The following is a 15,906-nucleotide window of genomic DNA, read 5'->3' on the forward strand; positions in this document are numbered from 1 at the left end:
CTTCCCCCTCTCAGCCTTCGGTGGAGGGGGACGGCACCTTCGCTGCGCGACGGCGCTTGCTCGGTGCCACTCGCTTGGGACACGCCAGTTTCAAAGGCCGTGGCCGATGACCGCGCCACCCCGCCCTATTTGCACCTCAGTCGAAGAATGAGTGAGCACCAGGCCTTATCTTCCGCTGCATTTTTTTGTTGGCGCAGCGCAGCATTCCACGATAATGTGCGCAATGAATCCCCTGCTTTCTCAACTGCAGCCTTATCCGTTTGAACGGCTGCGACAGCTTTTCGCGGGGGTTACGCCCTCGGCCTCCTATCGTCCCATCAGCCTGGGCATTGGCGAGCCTCGCCATCCCACGCCGCCGTTCATCGAAGAAGTGCTGGGCAATACGCCCGGCAGCCTGGCCAAGTACCCGGCCACGGGCGGTGATCCGCGCCTGCGCCAGGCCTGCGCGCAGTGGATGGAACGCCGCTACGGCCTGAAGCTTGATGCGGCCACCCAGGTGCTGCCCGTCAATGGCTCGCGCGAAGCGCTGTTTGCGTTTGCGCAGACCGTGATCGATCCGACCCAGGCCGGCGTCACCGTGGTCTGCCCCAATCCTTTCTACCAAATCTACGAAGGCGCGGCCCTGCTGGCCGGCGCCCAGCCGGTCTACGTGCCCAGCGATCCAGCGCGCAACTTCGCCGTGGACTGGGACAGCGTGCCCGAGTCCGTCTGGCAGACCACGCAGCTGATGTATGTGTGCTCGCCGGGCAATCCCACGGGCGCGGTCATGCCCCTGTCCGAATGGGAGAAGCTGTTTGCCCTGTCCGATCGCCACGGCTTCGTGATCGCTTCGGACGAGTGCTACAGCGAAATCTATTTCCGCGAAGAGGCCCCCTTGGGCGGCCTCGAAGCCGCGGTCAAGCTCGGTCGCAAGGATTTCAAGAACCTGGTCGCGTTCACCAGCCTGTCCAAGCGCAGCAATGTGCCTGGCCTGCGCAGCGGTTTTGTCGCCGGCGACGCGGAGCTGCTCAAGGCCTTTCTGCTCTACCGCACCTACCATGGCGGCGCCATGGGCCCGGCCGTGCAGGAGGCCAGCATCGCGGCCTGGAACGACGAGCAGCATGTGATCGAGAACCGCCGCCAGTATCGGCAGAAGTTTGCTGAAGTCACGCCGGTTCTGGCCAGCGTGATGGATGTGCGCCTGCCCGACGCGGGCTTTTATCTGTGGGCCGGCATTCCCCCTGCGCTGGGCATGGACGATGTCCAGTTCGCGCGCGATTTGTACGCTCAATACAATGTCACGGTGCTGCCCGGCAGCTATCTGGCGCGGGACGTGGCAGGCCACAACCCCGGCGCCAATCGCGTGCGCATGGCCCTGGTCGCGGAGACCGCCGAATGCCTCGAAGCCGCCCAGCGCATTGTCCAATTCATTCAAACCCCAAAGAAGTAAAGCTTCCATGACACAGCAATTGCAATCCATCATCGACGCCGCCTGGGACAACCGTGCCAACCTGAGCCCGGCCAGCGCCCCCAAGGAAATCGTCGACGCTGTCGAACATGTCATCGCCCAGCTCAACGACGGCCATCTGCGCGTCGCCACCCAGCAAGGCGTGGGCCAGTGGACTGTCCACCAGTGGATCAAGAAGGCCGTGCTGCTGTCCTTCCGCCTCAAGGACAACGTGCTGATGAGCTCCGGCAGCCTGAACTTCTTCGACAAGGTCCCCACCAAGTACGAAGGCATGTCCGAAGCCGACATCGCCGCCACCGGCGTGCGCGTCGTCCCGCCTGCCGTGGCGCGCCGCGGCTCCTTCATCGCCAAGGGCGCGATCCTGATGCCTTCCTATGTGAACATCGGCGCCTATGTGGGCGAAGGCACCATGGTCGACACCTGGGCCACGGTCGGCTCCTGCGCGCAAGTGGGCAAGAACGTCCACCTGTCGGGCGGCGTGGGCCTGGGCGGCGTGCTCGAGCCTCTGCAGGCCAACCCCACCATCATCGAAGACAACTGCTTCATCGGCGCACGCTCGGAAGTGGTCGAAGGCGTGATCGTGGAAGAGAACTCGGTGATCTCCATGGGCGTTTATATCGGCCAGAGCACCCCCATCTATGACCGCGCTACCGGCGAGATCACCTACGGCCGCGTGCCCGCGGGCTCGGTGGTGGTGTCGGGCAACCTGCCCAAGGACAATGGACGCTACAGCATGTACGCCGCCATCATCGTCAAGAAGGTCGATGCAAAGACCCGTTCGACGACCAGCCTCAACGACCTGCTGCGGGATTGAGGTGAAGCACCCCCTGAGCGACTTCGTCGCTCAGGGACGGCAGCCTCGCTGCGGGGCGGCCCTTGCTCGCTGCCCCAGGTTGAGGCACGCCAGTTTCATAGGCCGTGAGCCTTGCACACCAAACACAGAGGAAGATGTCATGAGCACCATGGAGCGAATCCTGCGCCTGATGGGCGAAAAACAGGCCTCGGACGTCTACCTCTCGGCCAACGCCCCGGCGCTGATCAAGATCCATGGCGAATGCGTGCCAATCAACAACCAGTTGCTGCCGCCCGACGCGCCGCGCAGCCTGCTGGCCGAAATCGTGCCCCCGGAGCGCATGGCCGAACTCGAGGCCACCGGCGAACTCAATATGGGCGTGCCGCTGCGCGGCGTGGGACGCTTTCGCGTCAGCGCCATGCGCCAGCGCGGCACCTATGCGGTAGTGATTCGCTTCATTGCCCAGCACATTCCAGCGATGGCCTCGCTGAACCTGCCGCCCGTGCTCAGCGAGCTGATCCTGCAAAAACGCGGCCTGCTGCTGGTCGTGGGCGCCACGGGCTCGGGCAAGAGCACCACACTGGCGTCGATGATCGACGAGCGCAACCAGAACGTCACCGGCCACATCCTCACCATCGAGGACCCGATCGAGTACCAGTTCCGCAACCAGCGCTCCATCGTCAACCAGCGCGAAATCGGCAGCGATACCGACTCCTTGCAGACGGCGCTGAGAAACGCGCTGCGCCAGGCCCCGGACGTGATCCTGATCGGCGAAATCCGCGACCGCGAAACCATGTCGGCCGCCCTGGCCTATGCCCAGTCGGGCCATCTGTGCCTGGCCACGCTGCATGCCAACAACAGCTACCACGCGCTCGGCCGCATCCTGAGCTTCTACCCCGTGGAAGTACGCGACACCATGCTCGGCGACCTGGCCGCGGCCATGCGTGCCATCGTCTCGCAGCGGCTGGTACGCACGCCCGCGGGCACACGCACACCCGCCGTCGAAGTGATGCTCAACACCAAGCTGATCGCCGATCTGATTGAAAAAGGCGACTTCTCGGGCGTGCGCGACGCCATGGAAAAGTCCATGGCCGAAGGCTCGCAGACTTTCGAGGAAGCGCTGGCCGCGCTGATCCACGCCGGCAAGATCGAGCGCAAGGAAGGCCTGGCCCATGCCGACTCGCCCACCAATCTGATGTGGCGCCTGCAAAACGATTTTTCGCCCTCGGCCAAAACGCCGGCGCCACCGCCCAGCACGGACAGCAGCGCCGCGACAAAGGCCGAAGACGACCGACCTTCATTTACAGAAATCGTGCTGGACATCGGCGCGGGCGGCTGACGCCCCTGCTGCCCCGCACACCCAACTCCCCCATTTCCCATGTCCCGCACCCTGCAACTGGCCGAGCAACTCATCAGCCTTCCTTCCGTCACCCCCGAAGATGCGGGTTGCCTGGACCTCATCGCCGCGCGCCTGGCACCGCTGGGCTTTGCCTGCGAGCGTCTGGACAGCGGCCCGGACAGCTTTCGCGTGCAAAACCTCTGGGCCAAGCGCCAGTCGGCGCGCCCTGACGGCGCAATGCCCCGCAAGACCCTGGTGTTTGCCGGCCACACCGACGTCGTGCCCACGGGTCCGCTCGAACAGTGGAGCAGCCCGCCGTTCACGCCCACCCACCGCGACGGCCGGCTGTTCGGGCGCGGCGCCAGCGACATGAAGACCTCGATCGCCGCCTTTGTCGTGGCCGTCGAAGAGTTTCTGGCCGCGACGCCCGAGCCCATGATCGATATCGCCTTTTTGCTGACCAGCGACGAGGAAGGTCCGTCGATCGACGGCACCAAGGTGGTGGTGGAGCAGTTCCGCGCACGCGGCGAACGGCTCGATTACTGCATCGTCGGTGAACCCACGGCCGTGGAGCGCACGGGCGACATGATCAAGAACGGCCGGCGCGGCACCATGAGCGGCAAACTCACGGTGCTGGGCATCCAGGGCCATATCGCCTACCCCCAACTGGCGCGCAACCCCATCCACCAGGCCGTACCGGCGCTGACCGAGCTGGCCGCCACCGTCTGGGACCAGGGCAATGCCTTTTTCCCGCCCACCAGCTGGCAGATCAGCAACATCCACGGCGGCACGGGCGCGAGCAATGTGATTCCCGGCAGCGTGGTGATCGATTTCAATTTCCGCTTCTGCACCGAATCCACGGCCGAAAGCCTGCAAGCCCGGGTCCATGCCCTGCTCGATCGCCATGGCCTCGAGTACAGCCTCGACTGGACCGTGGGCGGCCTGCCGTTTCTCACCACGCCCGGCAGCCTGGTGGCGGCCGTGCAACAGGCCATCCTGCAAGAGACCGGCCTGACGACCGAACTGTCGACCACGGGCGGCACCAGCGACGGGCGTTTCATCGCCCAAATCTGCGATCAGGTCATAGAAATGGGCCCACCCAACGCGAGTATCCACAAGATCGACGAAAATGTGGCATTGGCCGATATCGCGCCCTTGACCAACATCTACCGCCGCACGCTGGAGAACCTGCATGCCCAAGCCCTTGTGGGCTCGGCAGCATCCGCTGTGGCGTGACCGAAAGCCTCATGACAGAACCCCAAGCCGTGCACGGCACGACCATTGGCGCACTCATCGCGTCCGGTGCCAGCGCACTCACCGCCGCTGGCGTGGCCTTTGGCCACGGAACGACCAACGCCCATGACGAAGCCTCCTGGCTGGTGCTGTGGCGCCTGGGCCTGCCCCTGGACAGCGATCTGGACGATGCCACACTGGCCAGCCAGGCTGTGGACGCCGCACAGCAAGCCCTCGTGGCCGCGCTGTTCGACGAGCGCATCCGCACGCGCAAGCCCGCCGCCTACCTGACCCAGGAAGCCTGGCTGCAAGGCGTGCCGTTCTACATCGACGAGCGCTCCATCGTGCCGCGCAGCTTCATCGCCGAATTGCTGGCCGATGGCTCCGTTGACGAGTGGCTCAGCGACGAGACCCGCGACGTGCTTGACCTGTGCACCGGCAACGGCAGCCTGGCCTGCCTGGCCGCCATGGCCTACCCCGACGTACTGGTCACGGGCGCCGACCTGTCGCCCGACGCCCTGGCCGTGGCCCGCATCAATGTAGCCCGCCACGACCTGCAGGAGCGCGTGCAACTGGTCGAATCCGACGGCATGGCCGCCACGCCCGGCCCCTGGGACCTGATTCTGTGCAATCCGCCCTACGTCAACGCCGAGAGCATGGCCAAGCTGCCGGCCGAGTACCAGGCCGAGCCGGTGCTGGCCCTGGCTGGCGGCGAAGACGGCATGGACTTCATCACCCAGTTACTGCGCGACGCGCCCAGCCGCATGCGTGAGAATGCCGTGCTGATCCTGGAAATCGGCAATGAGCGCCCATATTTCGAAGCAGCCTTCCCCGGACTGCTGGTGTTCTGGCTGGAGACTTCCTCGGGTGACGAGCAGGTGCTGCTGATCACCCGCCAGGCGCTGGTGCGCTACGCGCTCGCCAACCCCTGAACGCCCGCCCGCTCCCGCTTTGCGAAGCGGCGGCGGACACCAGACCTCTTTTCTTGGCGGGCCCGCAGCGCCTGCTTACGTGGCTTTGCCACGCCCTGGACACTGAATACCCATGATTACCCTCAAGAACGTCACCTTGCGCCGATCGGCCAAAGTACTGCTCAACCAAGTCACAGCCACTATCAACCCCGGCGAAAAAGTCGGTCTGGTGGGCCGCAACGGCGCGGGCAAGTCCACCTTGTTTGCCCTGTTCACCGGCGAGCTGACCGAAGACGGCGGCGAATTCTCCAAGCCGCGCCAGTGGCGCATGGCCCAGGTCGCGCAGAACATGCCCGAAACCGACGAGCCGGCCACGCAATTCGTGCTCGCCGGCGACACCCGCCTGGCCGAAGCCCAGCAAGTGCTGGAAGAAGCCGAAGCCGGTGAAGACGGCATGGCCATTGCCCAGGCCTATTGCGACCTCGCCGATGCCGGCGCCCATGACGCCGAAGCCCGCGCCCAGGCGCTGATCCTGGGCCTGGGTTTCAAGTCCTCCGAGCTCAACAACCCCGTGGACAGCTTCTCGGGCGGCTGGCGCATGCGCCTGCAGCTCGCCCGCGCGCTGATGTGCCCGTCCGATCTGCTGCTGCTCGACGAGCCTACCAACCACTTGGACTTGGACGCCCTGGTCTGGCTGGAAGCCTGGCTCAAGCGCTACACCGGCACCATGATCGTGATCAGCCATGACCGCGAATTCCTCGATGCCGTGACCACGGTCACGCTGCAGATCAACGCGGCCCAGCTCAACCGCTACGGCGGCAACTACAGCAAGTTCGAAGAACTGCGCGCCCAGCAGCTGGAACTGCAAGGCGCGAGCTTTGCCAAGCAGCAGGAAAAGATCGCCCACCTGCAGAAGTTCATCGACCGCTTCAAGGCCCAGGCTTCCAAGGCCAAGCAGGCACAAAGCCGGGTCAAGGCGCTCGAGCGCATGGAAAAGATCGGCCCGGTGCTGGCCGAGGCGGACTTCACTTTCGAGTTCAAGGAACCGCTCAACCTGCCCAACCCCATGCTGGCGATCTCGGACGCTTCGTTCGGCTACCGCAGCGAAGACGGCAGCGAGACCACCATCCTGCGCAACGTCAGCCGCTCGGTGCTGGCCGGCCAGCGCATCGGCATTCTGGGTGCCAACGGCCAGGGCAAGTCCACGCTGGTCAAGACCATTGCCCACGAAATGGGCGCCCTGGGCGGCCAGGTCACCGAAGGCAAGGGCCTGAACATCGGCTACTTCGCCCAGCAGGAGCTGGACGTTCTGCAGCCCGCCGACAGCCCGCTGGAGCACATGATCCGTCTGGCCCGCGAGCAAGGCCCGAACAGCCGCGAGCCTTCGCGCGAGCAGGACCTGCGCAGCTACCTGGGCACTTTCAATTTCACGGGCGACATGGTCAAGCAGGCCGTGGGCACCATGAGCGGCGGCGAAAAGGCGCGGCTGGTGCTGGCCATGATCGTCTGGCAGCGCCCCAACCTGCTGCTGCTCGATGAGCCAACCAACCACTTGGATCTGGCCACGCGCGAAGCGCTGTCGATGGCGCTCAACGAGTTCGAAGGCACCGTGATGCTGGTCAGCCACGACCGGGCCCTGCTGCGCGCCGTCTGCGACGAGTTCTGGATGGTCGGTCGCGGCGCCGTGGGCCCGTTCGACGGCGACCTGGACGACTACCAGCGCTACCTGCTCGACGAGTCCAAGCGCCTGCGCGAGGAAGCCAAGCGCGACGAACTGAAGGAAGCGGCCAACCCGGCCACCACGCCGCCCCCGGCCCTGGCGCCCGTCGCCGCCCCGGTGGTCAAAGCCGCGCCTGCGCCTGCACCTGCCGTGTCGACCGTGGACCAGAAGGAGCAGCGCCGCCTGGCCGCCCTGGCCCGCCAGGAGCTGGCCGACAGCATCCGTCCTTTCAAGAAGGAACTCGAAGCCAACGACAAGAAGCTGGCTTTGCTGACGGCCGAACGCGCGGCGCTGGAAAAGCGCCTGAGCGAGCCTTTGCCTGCCGCGGAGATTGCCGAATCGGGCAAACGCCTCAAGGCCTGCAATGACGAGATCGAAGCCCTGGAAGAACGCTGGCTCGAACTCAACGACATGATCGAAGGTTTGACGGCCCAGGTTGGCAACGAAGCGTAAGCACCGCGCCCTCGACTAAAACCCTTTAAAACGCAGGCCTGGCCTGCGTTTTTTGCTATCTATTTTGATATTTTCGGGAATTCGGGCGCGAAATACGCGTTTTCGTTTCATTTATTTGCGTTTGCCTGTCAACGCCTGCTCAAGCCGTCGCGTTGTAGAAGCATTACAGGAGCTTTTTACATGAACTTGACTGCCCAAACGTCTGCCTGGCCCGAAGACGAACGCGACCGCAAACGCGCCCCCGCCCGCTACTGAGCCGGCCGCCCTGAGAAGGGGGTCCTGCTGCGCCGGCCACGCTGCCGCCAGCACATGCCCCTCACACTGGTCTGCATTCTGCTACCAGAGAGCCCCATTTCTAGAACCTGCCGTTCTTGCGGCATAAAAAAAACCCGCCTCAGCGGGTTTTTTTTCGAACTACACCGTTTTAGTGCATGTGCAGGCCGCCGTTGACCGAGAAGTCGGCGCCGGTGGAGTAGCCGCCGTCTTCCGATGCCAGCCAGGCGATGATGGACGCGATCTCGCTGGGCTCGCCCAGACGGCGCACGGGAATCGTGCTCACGATCTTGTCCAGCACTTCGGGACGAATGGCCTTGACCATGTCGGTACCGATGTAGCCTGGGCTCACGGTGTTCACCGTGACGCCCTTGGAGGCCAGTTCCTGGGCCAGGGCCATGGTGAAGCCGTGCATGCCGGCCTTGGCTGCCGAGTAATTGGTCTGGCCCGCCTGGCCCTTGACGCCGTTGACCGAGCTGATGTTGATGACCCGGCCCCAGCCTTGTTCCACCATGTCGCCAATCACCTGCTTGGTGACGTTGAACATCGAGGTCAGGTTGGTTTCGATGACGGCATCCCAGTCCTCGCGCGTCATCTTGAGGAACATGCGGTCACGCGTGATGCCCGCATTGTTGATCAGCACATCGATCTTGCCGTGCGCGGCCTTGGCGCTGCTGAAAGCATCGACCGTTGATTGCCAGTCTCCGACGTTGCCCACCGAAGCGTAAAACTCGAAGCCCAGTGCCTTTTGCTCATCAAGCCATTTCTTGAAGTCGCGGGTCGGACCGCAACCCGCGATCACCTTGAAGCCATCATTGTGAAGACGTTGGCAGATCGACGTGCCAATGCCGCCCATGCCCCCCGTGACGTACGCTACTTTTTGACTCATTGAAGTTCTCCTGGACAAACCATCTCAACCACTCAGACACTTTATCGAAGATCGGCTGCAGCACTGCGGAGGTAACTACCGATTTATTGTAAAAATCGGGGCCCATCGCAGCGCGGCGCAGTCCTTCACGCTCTCGAATTCCTGCTTGCTCAGACCCGTTCCAGCGCCATGGCCACACCCATGCCGCCACCGATGCACAGACCGGCCAGACCCTTGCGGGCGCCGCGGCGCTGCATTTCATGCAGCAGCGTCACCAGCACGCGGCAACCGGACGCCCCGATGGGGTGACCCAGGGCAATCGCGCCGCCGTTGACATTGACTTTGGCCGGATCGATGTCCAGCACCTGGTTCACCGCGCAGGCCTGGGCCGCGAACGCTTCGTTGAGCTCGAACAAATCCACGTCCTGCGCACTCCAGCCGGCACGGGCCAGGGCCTTGCGGCTGGCAAACACCGGGCCCATGCCCATGGTGGCCGGGTCCAGCCCCGAGGTCGCGTAGGAGACGATGCGCGCCAGCGGCGTCAGGCCCAGGGCCTTGGCCTTGCTGGCGGACATCACCACCACGGCCGCCGCGCCGTCGTTCAGACCCGAGGCATTGCCCGCGGTCACCGAGCCGGCCTTGTCGAAAGCCGGACGCAATCCGCTCAGCGCTTCGGCGCTGGTCTTGCGGTTGATGTATTCGTCGGCCGCGAACTGCAGGGGCTCGCCCTTGCGCTGGGGAATCGCCACGGGCACGATTTCAGCGACGAACTTGCCCGCGTCTTGGGCAGCCGCCGCTTTTTGCTGGCTGGCCAGCGCCAGCGCATCCTGCATTTCGCGGCTGATGCCGTTTTCCTTGGCCACGTTCTCGGCGGTGATGCCCATGTGGTACTGGTGGTAGACGTCCCACAGACCGTCGACGATCATGGTGTCCGTCATTTTCCAGTCGCCCATGCGCTGGCCGTCGCGCGAGCCGTTGAGCACGTGGGGCGACAGGCTCATGTTTTCCTGGCCGCCGGCGACCACGATTTCGCTATCCCCCGTGGCCACGGCCTGGGCCGCCAGCATCACGGCCTTGAGGCCGGAGCCGCAGACCGCGTTGATGGTCAGTGCGGGCGTTTCCTTGGCCACACCGGCCTTCATCATGGCCTGGCGTGCGGGGTTCTGGCCTACGCCAGCCGCCAGCACCTGGCCCATGATGACTTCCCCCACCTGGTCCAGCGGCACCTGGGCCCGGGCCAGGGCTTCGCGGATGACCAGGGCACCCAGGTCGGTCGCAGGTACTTTGGCGAGCGCGCCGCCGAATTTACCTACCGGCGTACGAACAGCAGAAACGATGACGATGTCTTCCATGACGGTCCTTTAATGACTCTGATTTCGGCGATCGGGCCCGTCAACGCGGGGCCACTGACCACCACATGCTACCAATATTGCACCGCAGCATTGTCAACGATTTATGCCGCTTTTTGCAGAACATAACGGCCCGGTGCCGCTTCAATGGCCTGGAAGGCGCTGCCCCGTCCATAGCGCTTTGGCGCCGCCACCTGCTTGCCGCCATGCTGCGCCAGCCACTGCGACCAGTCGTCCCACCAGCTGCCCGCATGCTCGCTGGCACCGGCGACCCAGGCATCATGGCTGGCCGGCAGTGCGCCGTCTTCGCGGATCCAATGGCTGCGGCGCTTCTTGGCCGGGGGGTTGATGACACCGGCGATATGGCCCGAGGCGCCCATCACGAAGCGCACGTCGCCGAGCTTCTGCGTCGAGGCATAGGCGGCCTGGATGGGCACGATGTGGTCTTCTCGCGAGCCGTAGACATATACGGGCAAGTCCACCTGACCCAGGTCCAGACTGGCGCCGCAGACCTTGAGTCCGCCCGGCTGCACCAGCCGGTTTTCCAGATAGAGGTTGCGCAGATACCAGGCGTAGAACGGCCCGGGCAGATTGGTCGAGTCGTTGTTCCAGTACAGCAGGTCGAACGGCGGTGGCGTCTCGCCTTGCAGGTAGTTGGCCACGACGTAGTTCCAGACCAGCTCATTGGGACGCAGGAAACTGAAGGTCGACGACAGTTCCGTCCCTTTGAGCAGGCCGCCCTGGCCCATTTGCATTTCACGCAGGCGCACCATGGACTCGTCGATGAAGACATCGAGAATGCCGGTGTCGCTGAAGTCCAGCAGCGTGGTCAGCAAAGTGGCACTGGCCACGGACGAATCGCCCCGCGCGGCCAGCACGGCCAGCGCCGTCATCAGCATGGTGCCGCCGACGCAAAAACCGAGGGTATTGATCTGCTCGGCCTGGGTGATCTGGCGCACGGTGTCGATGGCGGTGATCACTGCGTCCTGGATGTACTCATCCCAGGTCGACTGGGCCAGCGAGGCATCGGGATTGCGCCAGCTGACCACAAAAGTGCGCTGGCCCTGGGCTATCGCATGGCGGATCAGCGAGCTCTCGGCCTGCATGTCGAGGATGTAGAACTTGTTGATGCAGGGCGGCACCATCAGCAGCGGGCGCTCCCAGACCTTGGCCGTCAAGGGCTTGTATTCGATCAGCTGGAACAATGCGTTCTCGAACACCACGGCGCCTTCGGTGGTCGCCAGATTCACACCGACTTCGAACAGGCTTTCGTCGGTCATCGACATATGGCCCTGGCGCATGTCGTCCAGCAGATTGCCTATGCCTTTGGCCAGACTGGCGCCTTTGCTGTCTATCAGTTTTTGCTGCGCTTGCGGATTGAACGCCAGGCAGTTGCTGGGCGACAGCGCCGCCGTCCACTGCTCCACCGCGAAACGGATGCGGCGGCGCGTCTTCTCGTCGCCCTGCACGGCATCGGCCAGGCCCAGCAGGGTCTGGGATTGCAGCAGATAGACTGCAGCTGTCAGCGCGGTCGCCGGATTGCTGCGCCAGCTGTCGGCGGAAAATCGCTTGTCCTTCAAGGGCGCGGCCGACTGCCCCACCCCGCTCCACAGACGCGCGGCCTCCTCCTGGTAGGTCTGCTGCAACTGCTGGAGCTTTTGCGGATCGAACGACAGTGCGACCGGCGCGGGAGCGCTGGCAGCGGCCGCCGGGACCTGGGATTGCAACATGCTCAGGACCTGGGCCCATTGCTGACTGAAAATCTGCGGGATTGGCGGGATGCCAAAGCCCCCGAGTGGGTCAAAATTCATGCTGTAGTCCTAGGAAGGCAGGATGGCGGATGCGTCAAGCGTGCAGGACACGCCATGGGCCAGGATTGTGCCCAGCGTCCACCCGGATCAACCCTGTTGAGTCCAATTTTTTCGAACCACGTGATGATCTGTTGTTTTCGCACTCCCAACTAACGTTATTCACTATTGACTGCCGCTATTTATGTATCTTGTAGTTATCGCCTGGTTGTACGTCACCGTCATGATGGCGATCGCCGAAGCCACCAGCCCCGTGGGCAGCCTGCTGGGCGCCCTCGTGACCTTTGTCCTCTACGGCCTGCTGCCACTGAGCATCCTGGTCTACATTCTGGGCACACCCGGACGCAAGCGCAAGATCCACCGGCGCGAGCAGGCCGAGCGCGCCGCCTGGCTGGCCGCCCAGGCCGATAAAGCAGCCCCGCCTTCAGACGCTGTCGCGCCAGATGCAGGCAGCGAAACGACCGCTGCTGCCGTCGCGCCCGGCGTCACGCCGGTGCGAGAAGAACGCTGAAGGATTGGCCACCGTGCACCAGCGCTCGCTGCTGTCGTTGCCGTAAATCGCCGTAATGCCCAGGGCCTGCAGGCGCTGGCGTGCCAAGCCCGCGAGGTCGGCCAGGTATTTGCCGGGCTGCGCTCCCGGCTGGAAATGCCGCGCGGCCTCGGGACGCCCCTGACACAGGGCGGCGCGCACCTCCTCGCCGACTTCAAACGCCGCGGGACCTATGCAAGGGCCCAACCAGGCCAGCGTCTGGCCCGCCACCCAGGCCTGGGCATCGCGCAGCGATTCCTGCGCCAGTTGCGCCGGCGCGCCTGCCTGGGCCGTGACCTGCTGCGCAAAATGCGCGAACACGCTTTCCAGCACCCCTTCACCCGGACCGCCGCCGCGTGCGGTCCCGGCCAGGCCGCGCCAACCCGCATGGGCTCCCGCGACCACGCTGCCGCTGCGCTCGGTCAACAGCACCGGCAGGCAGTCGGCGACCATGATGGTGCAGGCCACGCCGGGCGTTGCCGTCAGGCAGGCGTCAGCGGCCAGGCCCTGGGGCGTGGCCGCGTCCAGCGCCAGCACATCGCTGCCATGCACCTGGCGCAGGAACACCGCGCGCGCGTCGGGCGTGCGGCTGCGCAAGGCCGCTTGCAGGCGCCCACGGTTCTCGTACACCGCCAGGGCGGAATCACCGACATGGTCCCCCAGATTGAGCGTGTCCCAGGGAGGCACGCTGACGCCGCCTTCGCGCGTGGTGCACAGCGCATGCACGCCCGGCGGAGCCGGCCAGTCAGGCTGCAGCCAATGATCGGTCACGCCGGGCAGGGAAGAAACAAAGGGGCGCATCAGGGGGCATCCGGACAGGCATCGGGGTGGGCCAGCGCGAAGGCCGGCAAGGCCCGGCAACGTTCGACGATGGCCTGGATACGCGGCAGCGTGTCCAGCGACATCTCGAAGCGCTGGGCGTTGTAGACCTGGGGCACCAGGCAGCAATCCGCCAGGCCTGGCGTATCACCCCAGCAATAAAGCGATTCGGCCAGGCCCGCGGCGCGGCGCTCGTCGGCCAGCAGCGCCAGTTGCCGCTCCACGGCAGCCAGTCCGGAGCCGGCCCAGTGCCGGTACCAGGCCAGCTTGGCGTCTTCGGACACTTTCAGTTCGTGCACCAGGTACTTGAGCACGCGCAAATTGTTCAGCGGATGGATCTCGCAGGCCACCATTTGCGCCAGCGCGCGCACCTGCGCCCGGCCCAGGGGCGTCGCCGGCAGCAAGGCAGGCGCGGGATGGGTTTCATCCAGGTATTCGATGATGGCCATGGACTGGGTCAGCCAGTGACCGTCGCCCGTTTCGAGTGCCGGCACCAGACCGTCACCCAGATGGCTCACATAGTCGGCGGCCCGCTGCTCGCCGCGCAGCAGGTTCACCGGAACATAGTCGAAAGACAGGCCTTTGAGTTGCAGCGCAATGCGTACCCGATATGCGGCCGAAGAGCGGAAATAGGAGTGGAGCTTCATATGCTCACAAGCATACAGCGGCCCTGCCGGGCTGCAAATGCCTGGGCCGCGCACGCCGGGGTGCGGTCGGGAAAAATCACAACTCTTATAGAAGAATTGGCGTGATAGCCCACGGCCCGTGGCACACTTCTGCGCGCGGACCTGCACAGTGCAGGCCCTGGCATTTCCTCTCTCTAGGATTCCCATGCGCTATGTATTCACTCCTCCCGCCGTAGCCAGCCTGCCCGTGGTCGGCAGCCCCGAGCGTTTCCCCGTGCACCGCATCTACTGCGTAGGCCGCAACTACGAAGAGCACGCCAAGGAAATGGGCTTTACCGGCCGCGAGCCACCGTTCTTCTTCATCAAGCCCGCCAGCACGCTGCTGCCCGTGGAAGCCGGCGCTACCGCCGAGATGCCCTACCCCAGCCTGACCAGCAACCTGCACCATGAGATCGAACTGGTCGTGGCGATTGGCAAGGCCGGCAAGAACATTCGCGCCGCCGACGCTGCCGAGTACATCTACGGTTACGCCGTGGGCCTGGACATGACGCGGCGCGATCTGCAAAACGAAATGAAGAAGCAGGGCCGCCCCTGGTGCATCGGCAAGGCTTTCGAGCATTCCGCGCCCATCGCCGCCATCACGCCCGCGGCCCAGGCCGGCGATGTGGCCAAGGCAGAAATTGCCCTGCAGGTCAACGGCACGGACCGCCAGCGCAGCCATGTCTCGCAATTGATCTGGAACATCGCCGAGACCATAGAGCATCTGTCGGCCGCCTGGGAGCTGCAGCCCGGCGACCTGATCATGACCGGCACGCCCGAAGGCGTGAGCGCCGTGGTGCGCGGCGATCTGCTCGAAGGCTCGGTCGCGGGCCTGACGCCTTTGTCCGTAAAGATCGTCTAAAAAAGAAGCACCCCCTGAGCCGCTTCGCGTCTTCCCCCTCTCAACCTTCGGTGGAGGGGGACGGCAGCCTCGCTGCGCGACGGCGCTTGCTCGCTGCCCCCTTGCTGGGACACGCCAGTTTCACAGGCAGTGGTCGATGTGAACGTTGGAAAATGCGCCTGAGCGGCTTACGCCCTAGGCGGGCCCCGCTTCGCACTCGCAGCACCTGATTTTTTGCTTATAGTCGCAGGATGACGTTTCGCAGCCCCATCCAGTTTTGCCGCGCCTGCGGTACCGCCGTGGTCTACCGCATTCCCGACGACGGCGACACCCGAGAGCGCGCCGTCTGTCCCCGGTGCCACACCATCCACTATGAAAACCCGCTGAATGTCGTCGGCACCATCCCGGTGATGGACGACGGCCGTGTGCTGCTGTGCAAGCGCAACATCGAGCCGCGCCGGGGCCTGTGGACCTTGCCCGCGGGCTTCATGGAGCTGGGTGAAACCACGGCCCAGGGCGCGCGCCGCGAAACCGACGAGGAAGCCGGCGCGGACATAGAAATGGGCCCGCTGTTCACGCTGATCAGCGTGCCGCGCGTAGGCCAGGTGCATTTGTTCTACCGCGCCCACCTGCGCGACGAAAAATGCTATCCCGGCCCCGAAACCATGGAAGTGCAGCTGTTCTCCGAGCAGAACATTCCCTGGGAAGAGCTGGCTTTTCGCACCGTGAAGGAAACGCTGCAGCACTACTACGCCGACCGCGAACGCGGCAGCTTCGGCATGCACTGCATCGATCTGGTCTAGGGCCTGTTCGCCCCCCCGGCCTGCCACAGACTCCTGGCCCGCCTTTTGCTTCAGT

The 15,906-nt window shown here is 64.6% G+C and carries 14 protein-coding genes; 9 read left to right on the plus strand and 5 right to left on the minus strand.

The window, feature by feature from the left end; all coding sequences use genetic code 11:
* Positions 1-223 precede the first annotated feature (223 nt).
* The 6 genes from dapC (at position 224) to N0K08_RS14955 (ending at position 7,896) form a co-directional block, all read left to right on the plus strand.
* A complete protein-coding gene (dapC, locus tag N0K08_RS14930) occupies positions 224-1,429 on the plus strand; it encodes a succinyldiaminopimelate transaminase (protein ID WP_261501183.1) in 1,206 nt (401 codons plus the stop codon).
* Positions 1,430-1,436: 7 nt separating this feature from the next.
* A complete protein-coding gene (dapD, locus tag N0K08_RS14935) occupies positions 1,437-2,261 on the plus strand; it encodes a 2,3,4,5-tetrahydropyridine-2,6-dicarboxylate N-succinyltransferase (protein WP_261501184.1) in 825 nt (274 codons plus the stop codon).
* Between the two features lie 139 nt (positions 2,262-2,400).
* On the plus strand, positions 2,401-3,579 hold the full coding sequence (locus N0K08_RS14940; protein ID WP_261501185.1) for a PilT/PilU family type 4a pilus ATPase: 1,179 nt from the start codon (positions 2,401-2,403) through the stop codon (positions 3,577-3,579).
* Positions 3,580-3,618: 39 nt separating this feature from the next.
* Positions 3,619-4,815 (plus strand): succinyl-diaminopimelate desuccinylase, encoded by a 1,197-nt coding sequence (gene dapE / locus N0K08_RS14945; protein ID WP_261501186.1) that lies wholly within the window; start codon positions 3,619-3,621, stop codon positions 4,813-4,815.
* 11 nt (positions 4,816-4,826) lie between these two features.
* Positions 4,827-5,744, plus strand: coding sequence for a 50S ribosomal protein L3 N(5)-glutamine methyltransferase (gene prmB / locus N0K08_RS14950; protein WP_261501187.1), 918 nt, complete (start codon positions 4,827-4,829; stop codon positions 5,742-5,744).
* Positions 5,745-5,856: 112 nt separating this feature from the next.
* A complete protein-coding gene (locus N0K08_RS14955; RefSeq protein ID WP_261501188.1) occupies positions 5,857-7,896 on the plus strand; it encodes an ABC-F family ATP-binding cassette domain-containing protein in 2,040 nt (679 codons plus the stop codon).
* Between the two features lie 424 nt (positions 7,897-8,320).
* Here N0K08_RS14955 and phbB read toward each other — a convergent pair whose 3' ends face one another.
* The 3 genes from phbB to N0K08_RS14970 form a co-directional block, all read right to left on the minus strand.
* Complete coding sequence (gene phbB, locus N0K08_RS14960; RefSeq protein ID WP_261501189.1) at positions 8,321-9,058, minus strand: acetoacetyl-CoA reductase; 738 nt, start codon at positions 9,056-9,058, stop codon at positions 8,321-8,323.
* A gap of 149 nt (positions 9,059-9,207) precedes the next feature.
* On the minus strand, positions 9,208-10,389 hold the full coding sequence (locus N0K08_RS14965; protein WP_261501190.1) for an acetyl-CoA C-acetyltransferase: 1,182 nt from the start codon (positions 10,387-10,389) through the stop codon (positions 9,208-9,210).
* Between the two features lie 101 nt (positions 10,390-10,490).
* Positions 10,491-12,197, minus strand: coding sequence for a PHA/PHB synthase family protein (locus tag N0K08_RS14970; RefSeq protein ID WP_261501191.1), 1,707 nt, complete (start codon positions 12,195-12,197; stop codon positions 10,491-10,493).
* 181 nt (positions 12,198-12,378) lie between these two features.
* On the opposite strand from N0K08_RS14970, the gene N0K08_RS14975 reads away from it, so the two are divergent.
* Entirely contained in the window at positions 12,379-12,705 is a 327-nt protein-coding gene (locus N0K08_RS14975; protein ID WP_261501192.1) for a hypothetical protein, read from the plus strand.
* Here N0K08_RS14975 and N0K08_RS14980 read toward each other — a convergent pair.
* Complete coding sequence (locus tag N0K08_RS14980; protein ID WP_261501193.1) at positions 12,619-13,524, minus strand: polyphenol oxidase family protein; 906 nt, start codon at positions 13,522-13,524, stop codon at positions 12,619-12,621. The two genes, N0K08_RS14975 and N0K08_RS14980, sit on opposite strands and share 87 nt — an antisense overlap.
* Positions 13,524-14,189 carry a maleylacetoacetate isomerase gene (gene maiA, locus N0K08_RS14985; protein WP_261501194.1) on the minus strand — a complete coding sequence of 222 codons (666 nt, stop codon included), beginning with the start codon at positions 14,187-14,189 and terminating at the stop codon, positions 13,524-13,526. Before maiA ends, N0K08_RS14980 begins: the two co-directional genes overlap by 1 nt.
* A 184-nt stretch (positions 14,190-14,373) precedes the next feature.
* Here maiA and N0K08_RS14990 point away from each other — a divergent pair, with 184 nt between their 5' ends.
* Both N0K08_RS14990 and N0K08_RS14995 read left to right on the plus strand, forming a co-directional pair.
* The gene (locus tag N0K08_RS14990) at positions 14,374-15,069 is read left to right on the plus strand and encodes a fumarylacetoacetate hydrolase family protein (RefSeq protein ID WP_261501195.1); all 696 of its coding nucleotides are present in this window, start codon (positions 14,374-14,376) and stop codon (positions 15,067-15,069) included.
* A gap of 230 nt (positions 15,070-15,299) precedes the next feature.
* The gene (locus N0K08_RS14995) at positions 15,300-15,851 is read left to right on the plus strand and encodes an NUDIX hydrolase (RefSeq protein ID WP_261501196.1); all 552 of its coding nucleotides are present in this window, start codon (positions 15,300-15,302) and stop codon (positions 15,849-15,851) included.
* The last annotated feature ends 55 nt before the right edge of the window (positions 15,852-15,906 follow it).

Source organism: Acidovorax bellezanensis (assembly GCF_025421555.1).
Taxonomy (GTDB): domain Bacteria; phylum Pseudomonadota; class Gammaproteobacteria; order Burkholderiales; family Burkholderiaceae_C; genus Comamonas; species Comamonas bellezanensis.

Bases quoted from the DNA above. Each gene is read 5' to 3' on its own strand.
- dapE (WP_261501186.1), top strand. From the start codon at position 3,619: ATGTCCCGCACCCTGCAACTGGCCGAGCAACTCATCAGCCTTCCTTCC.
- maiA (WP_261501194.1), bottom strand. From the start codon at position 14,189: ATGAAGCTCCACTCCTATTTCCGCTCTTCGGCCGCATATCGGGTACGC.
- N0K08_RS14970 (WP_261501191.1), bottom strand. From the start codon at position 12,197: ATGAATTTTGACCCACTCGGGGGCTTTGGCATCCCGCCAATCCCGCAG.
- N0K08_RS14980 (WP_261501193.1), bottom strand. From the start codon at position 13,524: ATGCGCCCCTTTGTTTCTTCCCTGCCCGGCGTGACCGATCATTGGCTG.
- N0K08_RS14940 (WP_261501185.1), top strand. From the start codon at position 2,401: ATGAGCACCATGGAGCGAATCCTGCGCCTGATGGGCGAAAAACAGGCC.
- dapD (WP_261501184.1), top strand. From the start codon at position 1,437: ATGACACAGCAATTGCAATCCATCATCGACGCCGCCTGGGACAACCGT.
- dapC (WP_261501183.1), top strand. From the start codon at position 224: ATGAATCCCCTGCTTTCTCAACTGCAGCCTTATCCGTTTGAACGGCTG.
- prmB (WP_261501187.1), top strand. From the start codon at position 4,827: ATGACAGAACCCCAAGCCGTGCACGGCACGACCATTGGCGCACTCATC.
- N0K08_RS14955 (WP_261501188.1), top strand. From the start codon at position 5,857: ATGATTACCCTCAAGAACGTCACCTTGCGCCGATCGGCCAAAGTACTG.
- N0K08_RS14965 (WP_261501190.1), bottom strand. From the start codon at position 10,389: ATGGAAGACATCGTCATCGTTTCTGCTGTTCGTACGCCGGTAGGTAAA.
- N0K08_RS14990 (WP_261501195.1), top strand. From the start codon at position 14,374: ATGCGCTATGTATTCACTCCTCCCGCCGTAGCCAGCCTGCCCGTGGTC.
- N0K08_RS14995 (WP_261501196.1), top strand. From the start codon at position 15,300: ATGACGTTTCGCAGCCCCATCCAGTTTTGCCGCGCCTGCGGTACCGCC.
- phbB (WP_261501189.1), bottom strand. From the start codon at position 9,058: ATGAGTCAAAAAGTAGCGTACGTCACGGGGGGCATGGGCGGCATTGGC.
- N0K08_RS14975 (WP_261501192.1), top strand. From the start codon at position 12,379: ATGTATCTTGTAGTTATCGCCTGGTTGTACGTCACCGTCATGATGGCG.